We start from the raw sequence: 15,060 nt of genomic DNA, 5'->3' as shown, positions 1-15,060 counted from the left end.
AGGGGGGGGGGGGGGGGGGGGCCCCCCCCCCCCCCCGCGCCCCCCCCCCCCCCCCCCCCCCCCCCCCCCCCCCCCCCCCCCCCCCCCCCCCCCCCCCCCCCCCCCCCCCCGGCCCCGACCCACAACGCACCGCAGGCACAAAGGGGCGCGGGGAACTGCGCACAACCCCAGCCCCCACCAAGCCGCACAGGCCAGGAGCCCCCTGGCCAGCCCCCCACACCCCCTGGCAGGATCACCGCCATGTCCAAGCCGTCCCCCCGCTTCAGCCGCCGCCAGGCCCTCCAGAGCGCGGCCGCCGCCCTCGTGGCCCTCGGTCTGATCCTGTGGTGGCTGCTCCCCCTCGGCGAGGACCCCCCGAGCGGAACCATCACCTTCAGCACGGGCACCCGCGCAGGCGTCTACCAGAAGTACGGCGTCCTCCTCCGCAAGGCGCTCCGCGAGGACATGCCGGACCTGAAGGTGAAACTGGAGACCACCGCCGGCTCCCAGGAGAACGTCAAACTCGTGGCGACCGGAAAGTCCGACTTCGCCATCGCCGCGGCCGACGCCGTCGAGACCTACCAGCAGAACGGCGAACCCGGCGCCGGCCGGCTCCGCGGAGTCGCCCGCCTCTACGACGACTACGTCCAGCTGGTCGTCCCGTCCGACTCGGACATCCACACGCTGGCCGACCTCAAGGGCAAGCGAGTCTCCATCGGCTCCCCCGACTCCGGCGTACGGCTGATCGCGGACCGCGTGCTCACCGCCTCGGGCATCGACCCGGAGAAGGACATCCAGCCAAGGGCCGAGGGCATCGACACCGGCCCGAATCTCCTCGGCCACGGCCTGGACGCGTTCTTCTGGTCCGGCGGCCTGCCCACCGACGGTCTGAAGAAGCTGGCCGAACGCTCCGCCTTCCGGTTCGTCCCGATAGAGCCGTCCCTGGTGGCGAAGCTGCATGCCGAGGGCGAACCCACCCGCTACTACCGTGCCACCAACATGCCGGCGTCGGCGTACCCGTCCGTCCAGAACAACACGACCGTCCCGACGATGGCCGTCTCCAACCTGCTGATCACCCGCAAGGACATGAACCCCGAGCTCACGGAGTGGCTCACCCGGACCGTGATCAAGAGCAGGGACGGCATCGGCCACGACGTCCACTCCGCCCAACTGGTCGACGTACGCACCGCGATCTACACCGACCCGGTACCCCTCCACGAGGGCGCCCGCCGCTACTACCGCTCGGTCAAGCCGTAGTGGAGAGCCTCAAACCGTAGCGGAGAGCCTCAGACCGTAGGCCCACTACGCGGCACGGACACCGTCACCACCAGCCCGTGCGGTTCATGGTGACCGTACGAGATCGTCCCGCCCCCCGCCGCCAGCAGCGTCCGCGAGATGGACAGCCCCAGTCCGGATCCCTTGACGTTCTGGTGTCGCCCGCTGCGCCAGAACCGGTCACCGACACGCGCGAGTTCCTCGTCGGTGAGCCCGGGCCCGAGGTCGGTGACCACGACGGTCGAGGTGTCCCCGTCCGCGGCGACAGTGACCTGGACGGTCTCGTCCTTCGGCGTGAACTTGACCGCGTTGTCGATGACCGCGTCCAGGGCGCTGGACAGGGTGACGGGGTCGGCCCACGCCGTGGTGGGCGGGCAACTCCCCACCAGCCGCACGCCCTTGGCCTCGGCCGTGGGCGTCCAGGCGGCGACCCGCTCGGCGGTGAGCTGCCCGATGTCGGTGATCCTCAGATCGGCCTCGGCGTGCTCGGCGAGCGCGAGGTCGAGGAGGTCGTCGAGAACCTGGGCGAGCCGCTTGCCCTCCGCCTGGACCGAGGCGATCTCGCTGTTGCCCTCGGGGAGTTCGAAGGCAAGCAGCTCGATGCGCAGCAGCAGGGCGGCGAGCGGGTTCCTCAACTGGTGCGACGCGTCGGCGACAAAGGCCCGCTGCTGCTCCAGCACATCCTCGACGTTGTCCGCCATCTCGTTGAACGACCGTGCCAGGCGCCGGAGTTCGGGCGGGCCGCCGGCAACCGCGACCCGGGACTTCAGGGCCCCGCTCGCGATCGAGTGGGTGGTGGCGTCGAGCACCCGCACGGGCCTGAGCACCCAGCCGGTCAGCCGCAGCGCGGCACCGACGGCCAGCAGCATCGCGGCCAGTTCGCCGGCGAAGATGACGAGCCAGTCCTGGAGGATCCGCGAACGCATCGGCCCGGTGGGCGAGTCGGTGACGACGACCGCGATGACGTCACCGTCCCGGATCACCGGCGAGGCGACGACCAGTCGTCCCCGCTGCCAGGGCCACACCTGCTTCGGATCCTGACTGCGGCGGCTGAGCAGCGCCTCACCGAACGCCTCGCGCACCTCACCCTCGCGGGGGAGGAACCATCCGCGCGGTGCGGTGGCCATGGGTACATCACCGTCGTAGAAGACACCGACGCGAATGCCGTAGACGTTGTAGTAGCTGGCGAGTTCGCTTTCCAGGGTCTCCAGGCGCTCGTCCGAGGCGTCGGTGACGAACTGCGCGAGCGCGGCGAAGTGCGCGGTGTCGTCGATCCGGTCGACGACGACCTTCTGCTGCTGCGCGGAGGCCACGCCGACGGCGAGCGGCACACCGAGGGCCATCAGAACGGCCGCCATCAGGACGATGAGCAGCGGAAGAAGACGTGTGCGCACGAAGTCCCCTACGACCCGTACCGAGACCGGCCGCCGACAGCCGCGCACGCGCCACCGCACACGCCGACCTCGCACTCACCCACTGTCACAGCCACCTTCTCCTCGCTCCGCCGCCCGCCCTCGCAGGACCGCCCGTTCCGCCCTCACACCGCAGGAGCGACAAGCCGGTACCCCACTCCCCGCACCGTCTCGATCAGTGCCGGCATCCGCAGCTTCGCGCGCAGGGACGCCACATGGACCTCCAGGGTGCGGCCGGTCCCCTCCCAGCTGGTGCGCCAGACCTCGCTGATGATCTGCTCACGGCGGAAGACCACGCCGGGCCGCTGGGCGAGCAGCGCGAGGAGGTCGAACTCCTTGCGGGTGAGCTGCACGACCGTACCGTCCACGGTGACCTGACGGGTCGGCAGTTCGATGCGTACGGCGCCGAGCAGCAGCGCGGTGTCCCCGCCGTCCTGGACGTCCTCGTGGACGGTGCGCCGGCTGACGGCGTGGATACGGGCGAGCAGTTCCCCGGTGTCGTACGGCTTGACCACGTAGTCGTCGGCGCCGAGGTTGAGGCCGTGGATGCGGGAGCGCACGTCGGAGCGCGCGGTGACCATGATCACCGGGGTGCTGGTGCGCTTGCGGATCTTGCCGCACACCTCGTAGCCGTCCTGGTCGGGCAGTCCGAGATCGAGGAGCACGACCCCGAAGCCGTCGCTCTCCGGGACGAGCGCCCTGAGTGCCTCCTCGCCGCTGCGGGCGTGCGTGACGTCGAAACCGTGCCGGGCGAGCACCGCGGACAGCGCGGCGGCCACATGCTTGTCGTCCTCGACGAGGAGAAGTCTCACCCCGGCCCCCTTGACCCATCGGACGTACTATCTGAATATGCGGTGAACAGGTGCAAATATCGGTGCGCCCACGCGCGTGCGCACCGTGCAGTCATGCTGATGGACGAGGACGGCGTCAAGAGGGTTCCGGTTGCGTCGCGGTTCCGTTATCCGGCCGATATGCGCACTGGTGACAAGTGCTACGACACGTGTCCGATTGCTATCGGATCGTGATGCTCAGATTCCCCTCAAGAGTGATGACGCTGGTCGCGTGAGGTTACTACTGTCCTCCGAAACCGAGGAGGACGGAGCCAGAGAGCGATGACCGAAGTATCGGTGGCCAAGGAAGATGCGGTCCCCACCGGCGAGCTGGTCGTCCTGAAGAGCGTCAACAAGCACTTCGGCGCGTTGCACGTACTCCAGGACATCGACCTGACGATCGCCCGCGGCGAGGTCGTCGTGGTCATCGGACCCTCCGGGTCCGGAAAGTCCACCCTGTGCCGCACCATCAACCGTCTGGAGACGACCGACACGGGTTCGATCACCATCGACGGCAAGCCGCTGCCCCAGGAAGGCAAGGAACTGGCCCGGCTGCGCGCCGACGTCGGAATGGTCTTCCAGTCCTTCAACCTGTTCGCGCACAAGACCGTGCTCGAGAACGTGATGCTGGGCCAGATCAAGGTCCGCAAGGCCGACAAGAAGCAGGCCGAGGAGAAGGCGCGCGCCCTGCTCGACCGGGTCGGCGTCGCCACCCAGGCGGACAAGTACCCCGCCCAGCTGTCCGGCGGTCAGCAGCAACGAGTCGCCATCGCGCGGGCGTTGGCGATGGACCCCAAGGTCATGCTCTTCGACGAGCCCACATCGGCGCTCGACCCTGAGATGATCAACGAGGTGCTGGAGGTCATGCAGCAGCTCGCCCGCGACGGGATGACCATGATCGTCGTGACACACGAGATGGGGTTCGCACGATCGGCCGCAAACCGCGTGGTGTTCATGGCGGACGGCCGGATCGTCGAGGAGGCTGCGCCCGACCAGTTCTTCAGCAACCCGCGCAGCGACCGTGCCAAGGACTTCCTGTCGAAGATCCTGCACCACTGACGTGCCACCCGGATCGACCACCGACGGCTCTCATCTCTTCACCTCCCAAAGGATGTTCCCCATGAAGCTCCGCAAGGTCACCGCCGCCTCGGCCGCCGTCCTCGCCCTCGCCCTGTCCGCGACCGCCTGCGGCGGCGACAGCAAGGACGACGCGAGCTCGAGCTCCAGCGGCGGCGGTGGCGGCAAGATCAAGATCGGCATCAAGTTCGACCAGCCGGGCCTCGGCCTGAAGGAGCCCGACGGTTCCTACTCCGGCTTCGACGTGGACGTGGCCACGTACGTGGCCAAGCAGCTCGGCTACAACGCGAACCAGATCGAGTGGGTCGAGACCAAGAGCGCCGACCGTGAGAACGCGCTCTCCCGCGGCGACGTGAAGCTCATCGCGGCCACCTACTCGATCAACGACGAGCGCAAGAAGAAGGTCGACTTCGCGGGCCCGTACCTGCTGGCCCACCAGGACCTGCTGGTCAAGAAGGACTCCAAGATCAGCCAGGCCACGGACCTCAACGGCGAGAACCTGTGCTCGGTGACCGGTTCGACCTCGGCGCAGAACGTCAAGAACGACTTCGCCCCGAAGGCCAACCTGCGCGAGAACTCCGGCTACTCGGAGTGCATCGCCGCCCTGCAGAGCGGCGCCGTCGACGCGCTGACCACGGACGACTCGATCCTCGCGGGCTTCGCCGCACAGGACAAGTACAAGGGTCAGTTCAAGCTCGCCGGCCTCAAGCTGAGCAACGAGAACTACGGCATCGGTGTGAAGAAGGGCGACACCGCGACCGTCAACAAGGTCAACGCGGCCCTGACGAAGATGGTCAGCGACGGCTCCTGGCAGAAGGCGGTCGACGCCAACTTCGGCCCGGCCGGCTACAAGAACGAGCCCGCCCCGAAGATCGGCGTCATCGTCAAGTAACGCAGGGTTCCCACCGGCGCGCCGCCGCCCGCCACGATCAGGGCGGCGGCGCGCCGCGCCCGTCCACGTAGGCCACACGCCACACACCCGGAAGCGCGGGAGATCGTGTTCGACTTTCTTGAAGGTTACGACGTCCTCGGGGCGTTCTGGATGACGGTGAAACTCACCGCCCTCTCCGCCGTCGGCTCCCTGATCTGGGGCACGCTGCTGGCCGGGATGCGGGTCAGCCCGGTCCCGCTGATGCGTGGGTTCGGCACCGCCTACGTCAACATCGTCCGGAACATCCCGCTGACGGTCATCATCATCTTCACCTCACTCGGTCTCGCCGACATCTTCGGCGTGACGATGGGCGCCTCCGGCGACTTCAAGGTCCAGGGCTTCCGGCTGGCGGTGCTCGGTTTCACCGCCTACACCGCGGCCTTCGTCTGCGAGGCGATCCGCTCCGGCATCAACACGGTGCCGCTCGGCCAAGCCGAGGCGGCCCGCGCGATCGGGCTGAACTTCACCCAGACCCTGCGCCTCATCGTGCTGCCGCAGGCCTTCCGCGCGGTCATCAACCCGCTGGCCAACGTGCTGATCGCGCTGACCAAGAACACCACCGTGGCCGCCGCGATCGGTGTCGCCGAGGCCGCGTACCTCATGAAGGAAATGATCGAGAACGAGGCTCAGACGCTGCTCATCGGCGTGGTCTTCGCCCTCGGTTTCGTCGTACTGACCCTGCCCATGGGCCTCCTCCTCGGCTGGCTCGCCAAGCGACTGGCGGTGAAGCGATGAGCTCGGTCCTCTACGACACTCCGGGCCCTCGCGCCAAACGGCGCAATGTCCTCCTGTCGGTCGTCTTCACACTCCTGCTCGCCCTCCTGCTGTGGTGGGTGTGGCAGAAGCTGGACGACAAGAACCAGCTGGAGTGGAACCTCTGGGAGCCCTTCACCACCAGCGAGGCCTGGACGACGTATCTGTTGCCCGGCCTCGGTGACACGCTGAAGGCCGCGGCGATCTCCATGGTGATCGCCCTTCCGCTGGGCGCGGCCTTCGGCATCGCCCGCATGTCCGACCACGCCTGGGTTCGGGGCGTGGCCGGCACGGTGGTCGAGTTCTTCCGGGCCATCCCGGTGCTGCTGCTGATGCTCTTCGCCAACGAGTTCTACGTCCGCTCCTCCATGGGCATCAGCAGCGAGGAACGGCCCCTCTACGCCGTCGTCACCGGCCTGGTGCTCTACAACGCCTCGGTCCTCGCCGAGGTCGTCCGGGCCGGCATCCTCTCCCTGCCCAAGGGGCAGACGGAGGCGGCCTACGCGGTCGGCCTGCGCAAGGGCCAGACGATGACCAGCATCCTGCTCCCGCAGGCCGTCACCGCGATGCTGCCGGCCATCGTCAGCCAGCTGGTCGTCATCGTGAAGGACACCGCGCTGGGCGGCGTGATGCTGGGCTTCACCGAGCTGCTCAACTCCCGCAGCACGCTGGCCGCCAACTACGCCAACGTCATCCCCAGCTTCATCGTCGTGGGCGTCATCTACATCGTGCTGAACTTCATCCTCACCAGCTTCGCGAGTTGGCTGGAGCGCAGGCTGCGGCGCAGCAAGAAGAGCACGGGCGCCGTCCTCGGCGAGGACATGGTGGAGGTCAACCCGGCGGCGGTGCGCGGTACCTTCGGGACCGGCGAGAACACCGGTGGCGGCGGATTCTGATGATCAGTCAAGTAGCCTGAACCATAAGCGTGAACGACACGGAGGCAGTGGCATGATCGCCACTGCCTCCGTCACTTGACGCAAGCACCGGCAATGGGTTGCATACGTTCTGTGATCGTGCACCCTGCCCCAATCTCCTGTTCACATACGTCTCTCGGGTCGCCGCTGCGGGCAGGGGGCGCCACGCCGTGGACCCGGTGATCATCGTCGGAGCGGGGCCCGTCGGGCTCACGCTCGCCCTGGCACTGGCGCGTCAGGAGGTCCCCTCGGTGGTCCTCGACGAGGGCCCGGACAAGGACGAACCCCGCCTGGCCCGAACGGCCGTACTGCACGAGGACACCGCCGCCCTCATGGCCCGGCTGACCGGAGTTCCGGTCACCGAGCTTGGCCTGCACTGGGCCGGATGGCGGTCGATGCGCCGCAAGCAGGTGATGCGCGAGGTCGACTTCGAGGAGGCCGGGGACGCCCCCCTGCACCTCGCCCAGCACGTCCTGACCGGCGCCCTGCGCGCGGCCCTCGCCGAGGAGCGGCTGACCAGGCTCGTCACGGACAGCCGTCTCGACACGATCGAACAGGAGCCCGCGGGCGTCACCGCCCACACCCGCGGCGTCAAGGGCACGTGGTGGCGCGGCAGTTACCTGGTCGGCTGCGACGGTCCGCGCTCCACCGTGCGCAAGCTCCAGGACATCCGCTTCCCGGGTCGCACCGCGGTGGAGCGCCACGCGGTCGCCGCCCTGCGCACCGAACTCCCTTGGGAGGACCGGGCGTTGCTGCACCGGATGCCACCGTGGCGGACATCCGGTCAGTCGGCCGGGGAGATCACCGCGCGCCCTCTTCCCGACGGCGTCTGGCGCCTGGACTGGCTGCTGCCGCCCGGCAAGGACCTGGTCACGCCCGAACTCCTCGTGGCCCGCGTCCGGGAGACCCTCGCCGGCTGGACGGGCGGCCCGACACCGCCGTACGAACTCCTCGACACCGGAGTCCACACCGTGCACCACCGGCTGGCCCGCCGCTGGCGCGCCGGCCGGGTCTTTCTCGCCGGGGACTCGGCGCACTGCCTCGGGGCGCTCGGCACCCAGGGACTCGACGAAAGCCTCAGGGACGCCGACAACCTCGCCTGGAAGCTGGCCCTGGCCTGGCACCACGGGCCGCACGAGGCGCTTCTGGACAGTTACCAGGCCGAGCGCCGCGCGGTCGTCGCCGGTCGGCTGCGCGCCGCCGACCAGGCGCTGCCGCTGCTGCGCGGCGGCGGGGGCCTGCGCGCGGTCGTCCCCGGCTCGGCCCGCGGCCACGACGCATTGCTCACGGACGGTCACTTGGGGCGCGGCCCACTGGGTGCGCCGGGGGCGTACGCCGACTCGCCCCTCGCACCCCGGCACCTCGAAGGAGAGGTGCCCGTCGACACCTCGCCGGGGGCCCCGGTCGAGGATGTGCGGGTGACCGCCGAGGACGGTTCGTTCGTACGGCTGCGCGAGCGCCTCGGCCGGGGCGCGCTGCTCGTCGTCCTGATCGCGCCGGGCACCGGCGTGTGGGAGCGCAAGCACTGGGTGACCGCGGGAATCATGCCCCGGCTGGCCGCGGCGGTGACCGCGCTGCCGCACTCCGCCGAGCTGCTGGTCGCCGAGGAGTACCCGGGCGCGGCCCCGCACACGGTCCTTCTCGTACGGCCCGACGGTCACCTCGTCACGGCGCTGAGCGGGGTTCGTCCTGCGGACCTGTACTCGGCGGCCGAGACGGCGCTCGGCGGGCCTCCGGCGAAGGCCGAGGCGAACGCGGGAGCCGGCTCACGTTGACGTGCACACCGTCACCGTGCGTCCACATAGTGACGGTGAGTTGAAACGCCCCGGGCCCTCATGGTGTACTCCGCATCGTGACCGACACCTGTGTGCGCCTGTGGCGGAGGGTCCATATGGACCTCGTCCGCTATGCGGGCTGCGTGTGTCGCCCGTCCTGCTGAATTCGCCTCTTTCCTTCCCCGCGTGCCGCGTTCATGCGACGGCACGCTGCCGCGAACTCTTCTCAGGACGGTAGACCGTGTCTGTCTCCCCCGCTTTCCCGTCGACCTCCCCCTCCATCGCGCCGCCCACCCAGGCCGAACTCCTCGACTTCGTACGGCGCACCGCCGCCGACAGCGGGCTGATCGACTCGCTCCCGCTCGACCCGGAGGGCCGCACCTGGGTGCGCCTGGAGGGGCCCGGCGGCAGCGAGGCCTGGCTGATCGGCTGGCCGCCGGGGACCGGCACCGGCTGGCACGACCACGCGGAATCGGTCGGCGCCTTCACCATCGCCGCCGGCGAGCTCAAGGAGAACTCCCTCGCCGCCCGGCTGCCCGCCGACGGCTGGAAGACTCTCGAACTCTCCGACGACGTGGACCGCGAACGACGGCTGCCGTCAGGCAAGGGCCGTTCCTTCGGACAGCACCACGTCCACGAGGTGCTCAACGAGTCCGCCGAGGTCCACGCGATCTCCGTGCACGCCTACTACCCGCCCCTCCCCCAGATCCGCCGCTACAGCCGCACGGGCCAGACCCTGCGGCTGGAGCACGTGGAGCGGCCGGAGGACTGGCAGTGAGCGACAGCCTTACGGCCTGACAGCCGCCCTGCATCGACGAGTTGACGCAGGGGGCGCTTCGGTGGAGTACGAGCACGGGCGGGGCCGGTCGGGCCCCTGCGCCCTGCCGGCCGTCGACCGCCCCCGTCAGCCGGTACTTCGCGCGTGCGGCTCTTGGCGGAGCGCCGGTGGGCGCCGAACGGGTCGGGGACGGACGGCCCCACAGCGGCAGCTGGACAGAGGAGACCTGCCCGCGCACCACACCCCGCCGCCGCAGCCGACGCGCATGACAACTCCCCCGTTTGCCACCCCCCGTCCTCAGCCCCCCTCGTCGCCGAGGAACTCCGTCTCCTCGCCCTCCTCCTCCAGCGCCTGGCGGACCACCCGTAGGGCCATGCCCTCGGAGTAGCCCTTCCGGGCGAGCATGCCGGCGAGGCGGCGCAGTCGCTTGTCGCGGTCGAGGCCACGCGTGGCACGCAGCTTGCGGTCGACCAGCTCACGTGCCGTCGCCTCCTCCTGTTCGGAGTCGAGCTGCGAGACGGCCGCGTCGATCAGCGTGGGGTCGACGCCCTTGGTCCGCAGCTCCTGGGCGAGCGCCCGCCGCGCGAGCCCCCGGCCATGGTGCCGGGACTCCACCCAGGCGTCCGCGAACGCGCTGTCGTTGATCAGCCCGACCTCCACGAACCGCGAGAGCACCTCCTCGGCGGCGTCGTCCGGGATCTCCCGCTTGCGCAGGGCATCGGCGAGCTGCTTCCGCGTACGCGGGGTCCCGGTGAGCAGGCGCAGGCAGATCGCCCGCGCCCGCTCCACCGGGTCCGCCGGAGGCTCCCCCTTCCCGGCCCTCGACGAGGAGGGGCCGCCTCCGTCCTCACCGGGCGACGGCTCCCCGAAGCCGCGCCTACGGTGTCCACGTCCCCCTGGTGAGCCACCCTCGCCACGTGCCCTACGGCCGCCCCGGCGCGAGTCTCCACCGGGCAAGACCGAGCCGCGCGCCGAGCCGCCCTCCGGCCACTCGCCGCCCGGCGCCTCCTCTTCCGGCCGGTCACCCTTGCCGGTGATCTCGTCCGGCCAGCCGTCGTAGGGCCCGTCGGTGCCGTACGACGACGTGCTGCCGTATCCCTCGTCGCCGCGCCGTGCGGCCTCTTCCGCATGGCTGCCCCGGCGCGTGTCCGCTCCGTGGCTGCCGCCGCCCCTTCCCCGCTCACGCGGGGCGTCCGGGGAGGCGTACTCGGTCCAGTCGGTTCGCCGTGTCACGGTCTCAGCTCTTGGCAGCGACGGCCTTGGTCTTGGCGGCCTTGGCCGCTGCAGGCGTGGACGCCGCCTTGGCGGTGTCGTCCGCCGGAGCGGTGGCCGCCGCGTCCGCACCCGGCTCGGCGCCCGGCTCCTCGGGACGCACACCGACCCCCAGCTTCTCCAGGATCTTCTTCTCGATCTCGTTGGCGAGGTCGGGGTTGTCCTTCAGGAAGTTGCGCGCGTTCTCCTTGCCCTGCCCCAGCTGGTCGCCCTCGTACGTGTACCAGGCGCCGGCCTTGCGAACGAAGCCGTTCTCCACGCCCATGTCGATCAGGCCGCCCTCGCGGCTGATGCCCTGCCCGTAGAGGATGTCGAACTCGGCCTGCTTGAAGGGCGGCGCGACCTTGTTCTTGACGACCTTGACGCGGGTGCGGTTGCCGACCGCGTCGGTGCCGTCCTTGAGGGTCTCGATGCGGCGGATGTCGAGTCGCACCGAGGCGTAGAACTTCAGCGCCCGACCACCGGTCGTGGTCTCCGGGGAGCCGAACATGACGCCGATCTTCTCGCGGAGCTGGTTGATGAAGATCGCGGTGGTCTTCGACTGGTTGAGCGCGCTGGTGATCTTCCGCAGGGCCTGGCTCATCAGACGAGCCTGGAGGCCGACGTGGCTGTCACCCATCTCGCCTTCGATCTCCGCGCGCGGGACGAGCGCGGCGACGGAGTCGATGACGATCAGATCGAGGGCACCGGAGCGGACCAGCATGTCCACGATCTCCAGAGCCTGCTCGCCGTTGTCCGGCTGGGAGAGGATCAGGTTGTCGATGTCGACGCCGAGCTTCTTCGCGTACTCGGGGTCGAGGGCGTGCTCGGCGTCGATGAACGCCACCTGGCCGCCGGCCTTCTGCGCGTTCGCCACCGCGTGCAGCGTCAGCGTCGTCTTGCCGGAGGACTCCGGGCCGTACACCTCCACCACTCGGCCGCGCGGCAGGCCGCCGACACCGAGGGCGACGTCGAGCGCGGTCGACCCTGTGTGGATGACCTCGATGGGCTCGTTCGGCCGCTCACCCAGGCGCATCACGGCGCCCTTGCCGAACTGTCGTTCAATCTGTGCGAGCGCGGCGTCCAGCGCCTTCTCGCGGTCGGTTCCTGCCATGGGTTCCACCCGATTTGCTTGAGTCGATCGCTTCACGTCAAAGACGCTAACGCCTGCCACTGACAATGCGTCCCGACGCCCGTCCGGCCTGTGGATAACCCGGGTATTTATTCATGCAAACCATGCCGAAACACCCATTGCTTGCCTAGCCGGAGCTTCCATAAGAATGGATGTTCGATTTACGTGTCAAGCGCACCACGCGGCACCCGAGCCACTTCCTCGGACAGGCTCCGGCCGCCTCCTGGGGCGCGCTCCGGCTACTTCCCCCGGCGTACTGCAGGAGCCTTCGCCGGTACGACGACCGGATGGACCGTTGCCGCGAGCCTTGCGCCATGGAGACCAGGACGAGTACCCGGGACACGGCCCCGCCGACCGCGAACGTCGTCGGGACAGCGCGTCACCCTGCCGTGATCGCGACCCCGCCCGCACCGCTCCTGCCGAGCGCGTCCACCGTCGGACCGATCGAGGCCCGGGCGAACCGTCCCGCCCTCCCGCCCGGCCCGGTGGTTCCGCTCGTGGCAGCGGGCCTGCTGATCCGGCACGCGAACCGTCGGACGACCGGCCTCGCCCCCGGGACGGGTCTGTTCGTCGGCGCGCCCCTTGTCCCGAACACCGGCGAGCACCTCCCCTCGGGGAACACCACGCTCATCGCCTTGCGGCTCGCCGGACGTGGCGCACTCACCGCCCCTGCGCTCGCCGGACGTGGCGCACTCACCGCCCCTGCGCTCGCCGGGACCACGACCACTCCTGCCCGGAAAGGAGCGCCGGCCTGATGGACTCGGTTCCTGCGGAAGCGCCCGTAGCGCCGACGCGGTCATCGGTGCCGGCGTCGCGGGTGTCCGGTGCACGCCGCGTGGCGCGTCTCTGCCACGTCACCGGTGTCGTCCTGGTCCTCTCCGGGCTCGCGCATCTGATCGTGTTCGCCGTGGACGGCGGCCCCTGGGACGGGCCGGTCTCCTGGCGCAAGCCGGTGACGTTCGGGGTGTCCTTCGGAGCGACGCTGACCGCGGTCACCTGGGTCACGTCGTATCTGCGTGTCGGCACCCGGCTGCGCACCCTGCTGCTCGCGGTGTTCGCGGCCGACTGTGTGGTGGAGGTCGGCGGCATCACCCTCCAGGCGTGGCGCGGAGTGCCCTCGCACCTCGACATGGAGACCCCCTTCGACACGGCGGTGTCCATGACGCTCGCGGTGGGCGGCGGCATCCTCGTGGTGCTGCTGACGGTGTTCGCCCTCGCATCGTTCCGGCACCGGCCGTCGGGTCCCGCGGGGATGGACCTCGCGGTGCGGTCGGGGTTCGCGATCCTCCTCGTCGCACTCTCCTCGGGTGCCGCGATGATCGCGCGCGGTGTCGTCCTCACCCGTACCGGCCACCAGGAGGCGGCCTACCGCTCGACCGCCCCGCTCAAGCCGCTGCACGGCGTGAGTCTGCACGCGGTCCTGGTCCTGCCCGCACTGGCGTGGCTGCTGTCCCACGCACCCTGGAGCGAGACAGTGCGGCGGCGGACCCTGTACACGGCGATCGGCTGCTACGTGGCGGCCGTCATCGGCGCCGGGGTGTGGGCCGCTGGCGCCCACTGACCCCGGCACCCTCAAGACGAGGACGAGGACGAGGACGAGGACGAGGACGAGCCGTCGTCGGAGTCCTGCGTCCCCTGCCGCCGGTGCTCCCACAGCGCACGCGCGCGTGTGACCGGCGAGGGCCCGCCGCCCCCCTTCCGGTGCCCATGGACCCGGGGATCGTCCGTGACGTCGTACCGCTTCACGTACGCCCCCAGGAACGCCTGGAGCGTGGCGACCGCCGGGATGGCGATCAGGGCGCCGACGGCACCGAGGAGAGCGGTACCCGCGATGACCGAGCCGAAGGCGACCGCGGGGTGGATGTCGACGGTCTTCGAGGTCAGCTTCGGCTGGAGCACGTAGTTCTCGAACTGCTGGTAGATCACCACGAAGACCAGCACCCACAGCGCGTACCAGGGATCGACCGTGAAGGCGATCAGCATCGGCAGGGCGCCCGCGAGATAGGTGCCGATGGTCGGGATGAACTGCGAGACCAGGCCCACCCACACGGCGAGCACGGGCGCGTACGGCACGTCGAGGGCCTGGAGCAGTACGTAGTGCGCGACTCCGGAGACGAGCGCCATCAGACCGCGCGAGTAGATGTAGCCGCCGGTCTTGTCCACGGCGATCTCCCAGGCGCGCAGCACCTCGGCCTGCCGGGCGGGCGGCAGGACGGAACAGATCGTGCGGCGCAGCCGCGGGCCGTCCGCGGCGAAGTAGAACGAGAACAGAGCGATCGTCAGCAGCTGGAAGAGCCCGCCGAGGACCTGGGCGGACACGTCCAGGACACCGGTGGCGCTGTTCTGCACGTAGTTGCGCAGCCAGTCGGAGCGCAGCAGCCCCTCCTGGACGTCCACGCGCTTCAGATCGGTGTGGAAGTGCCCGTTGATCCAGGCGATGACGGAGTCGAGGTAGTCCGGGAAATCCTCGACGATCTTGATGATCTGGCCGGCGAGCATCGAACCGAGCAGCGTGACGAAGCCCGCGACCGCGATCAGCACCGCGAAGAAGACGAGGAAGGTGGCGAGCCCCCTGCGCATGCCGCGCGCGGCCATCTTGCTCACCGCGGGTTCGATGGCTAGGGCCAGGAAGAACGCGATGAGGATGTTGATCAGCAGCCCGATGAGCTGGTGGAAGGCCCAACTGCCAAGCTGGAACACGGCGATGAGGGCGAGCGCGAGCACCATGGCGCGCGGCAGCCAGCGCGGCATGCGGGTGTTCGGCCCGGTGCCGGCCGAGGGCGGCGTGGGCGGTGTCGTGCCGAACGGAGATGCCTGTGGGGCTGTCTGCCCGGTCTCGTCAGTGGGTGCCACGAACCAAGTCTCGCCCACGCGACTGACAATCGGCCGCCGTCCCGCGATCTTCGTGACCGGTCAGCGCCTCTTTCGTGAGATGTTCACGACCAGTGGGCGA

At 69.9% G+C, this 15,060-nt stretch carries 15 protein-coding genes; 10 read left to right on the top strand and 5 right to left on the bottom strand.

The window, feature by feature from the left end; genetic code table 11:
* Positions 1–240 precede the first annotated feature (240 nt).
* A complete protein-coding gene (locus tag ACFYRX_RS08700; protein WP_389097618.1) occupies positions 241–1,236 on the top strand; it encodes a TAXI family TRAP transporter solute-binding subunit in 996 nt (331 codons plus the stop codon).
* 29 nt (positions 1,237–1,265) lie between these two features.
* On the opposite strand, the gene ACFYRX_RS08695 is transcribed toward ACFYRX_RS08700, so the two are convergent.
* Together ACFYRX_RS08695 and ACFYRX_RS08690 are read right to left on the bottom strand one after the other, a co-directional pair.
* Positions 1,266–2,648 carry an ATP-binding protein gene (locus ACFYRX_RS08695; RefSeq protein ID WP_389097617.1) on the bottom strand — a complete coding sequence of 461 codons (1,383 nt, stop codon included), beginning with the start codon at positions 2,646–2,648 and terminating at the stop codon, positions 1,266–1,268.
* A 143-nt stretch (positions 2,649–2,791) separates the two neighbouring features.
* Positions 2,792–3,478 (bottom strand): response regulator transcription factor, encoded by a 687-nt coding sequence (locus ACFYRX_RS08690; RefSeq protein WP_389097616.1) that lies wholly within the window; start codon positions 3,476–3,478, stop codon positions 2,792–2,794.
* A gap of 300 nt (positions 3,479–3,778) precedes the next feature.
* On the opposite strand from ACFYRX_RS08690, the gene ACFYRX_RS08685 reads away from it, so the two are divergent.
* The 7 genes from ACFYRX_RS08685 to ACFYRX_RS08655 all read left to right on the top strand — a co-directional run bounded on the left by ACFYRX_RS08685 (position 3,779) and on the right by ACFYRX_RS08655 (position 9,724).
* The gene (locus tag ACFYRX_RS08685; RefSeq protein ID WP_389097615.1) at positions 3,779–4,555 is read left to right on the top strand and encodes an amino acid ABC transporter ATP-binding protein; all 777 of its coding nucleotides are present in this window, start codon (positions 3,779–3,781) and stop codon (positions 4,553–4,555) included.
* A gap of 61 nt (positions 4,556–4,616) precedes the next feature.
* Entirely contained in the window at positions 4,617–5,465 is an 849-nt protein-coding gene (locus tag ACFYRX_RS08680; protein ID WP_389097614.1) for a glutamate ABC transporter substrate-binding protein, read from the top strand.
* A gap of 105 nt (positions 5,466–5,570) precedes the next feature.
* Positions 5,571–6,239 carry an amino acid ABC transporter permease gene (locus ACFYRX_RS08675; RefSeq protein ID WP_389097613.1) on the top strand — a complete coding sequence of 223 codons (669 nt, stop codon included), beginning with the start codon at positions 5,571–5,573 and terminating at the stop codon, positions 6,237–6,239.
* A complete protein-coding gene (locus ACFYRX_RS08670) occupies positions 6,236–7,153 on the top strand; it encodes an amino acid ABC transporter permease (RefSeq protein ID WP_389097612.1) in 918 nt (305 codons plus the stop codon). Before ACFYRX_RS08675 ends, ACFYRX_RS08670 begins: the two co-directional genes overlap by 4 nt.
* Before the next feature lie 188 nt (positions 7,154–7,341).
* Positions 7,342–8,946, top strand: a complete 1,605-nt coding sequence (locus ACFYRX_RS08665; RefSeq protein WP_389097611.1) for an FAD-dependent monooxygenase — start codon at positions 7,342–7,344, stop codon at positions 8,944–8,946.
* 116 nt (positions 8,947–9,062) lie between these two features.
* On the top strand, positions 9,063–9,110 hold the full coding sequence (locus ACFYRX_RS08660; RefSeq protein WP_309506048.1) for a hypothetical protein: 48 nt from the start codon (positions 9,063–9,065) through the stop codon (positions 9,108–9,110).
* Between the two features lie 77 nt (positions 9,111–9,187).
* Positions 9,188–9,724 (top strand): cysteine dioxygenase, encoded by a 537-nt coding sequence (locus ACFYRX_RS08655; RefSeq protein ID WP_389097610.1) that lies wholly within the window; start codon positions 9,188–9,190, stop codon positions 9,722–9,724.
* Between the two features lie 297 nt (positions 9,725–10,021).
* Here ACFYRX_RS08655 and recX read toward each other — a convergent pair whose 3' ends face one another.
* Positions 10,022–10,957 carry a recombination regulator RecX gene (gene recX, locus ACFYRX_RS08650; RefSeq protein ID WP_389097609.1) on the bottom strand — a complete coding sequence of 312 codons (936 nt, stop codon included), beginning with the start codon at positions 10,955–10,957 and terminating at the stop codon, positions 10,022–10,024.
* A gap of 4 nt (positions 10,958–10,961) precedes the next feature.
* Positions 10,962–12,089, bottom strand: coding sequence for a recombinase RecA (gene recA, locus ACFYRX_RS08645; protein WP_389097608.1), 1,128 nt, complete (start codon positions 12,087–12,089; stop codon positions 10,962–10,964).
* 332 nt (positions 12,090–12,421) lie between these two features.
* Here recA and ACFYRX_RS08640 point away from each other — a divergent pair, with 332 nt between their 5' ends.
* Positions 12,422–12,862: a hypothetical protein gene (locus tag ACFYRX_RS08640; protein ID WP_389097607.1), complete on the top strand. Its 441-nt coding sequence runs from the start codon at positions 12,422–12,424 to the stop codon at positions 12,860–12,862.
* Positions 12,862–13,668, top strand: a complete 807-nt coding sequence (locus ACFYRX_RS08635; RefSeq protein WP_389097606.1) for a hypothetical protein — start codon at positions 12,862–12,864, stop codon at positions 13,666–13,668. Before ACFYRX_RS08640 ends, ACFYRX_RS08635 begins: the two co-directional genes overlap by 1 nt.
* Before the next feature lie 11 nt (positions 13,669–13,679).
* Here ACFYRX_RS08635 and ACFYRX_RS08630 read toward each other — a convergent pair whose 3' ends face one another.
* Positions 13,680–14,960 carry an AI-2E family transporter gene (locus ACFYRX_RS08630; protein ID WP_389097605.1) on the bottom strand — a complete coding sequence of 427 codons (1,281 nt, stop codon included), beginning with the start codon at positions 14,958–14,960 and terminating at the stop codon, positions 13,680–13,682.
* Positions 14,961–15,060: the final 100 nt, after the last annotated feature.

The sequence above is a fragment of the Streptomyces sp. NPDC005374 genome (assembly GCF_042872225.1).
Classification (GTDB): domain Bacteria; phylum Actinomycetota; class Actinomycetes; order Streptomycetales; family Streptomycetaceae; genus Streptomyces.
The sequence above is the reverse complement of the archived record's forward strand: the minus strand, read 5'-3'. Positions and strand labels throughout refer to the sequence as shown.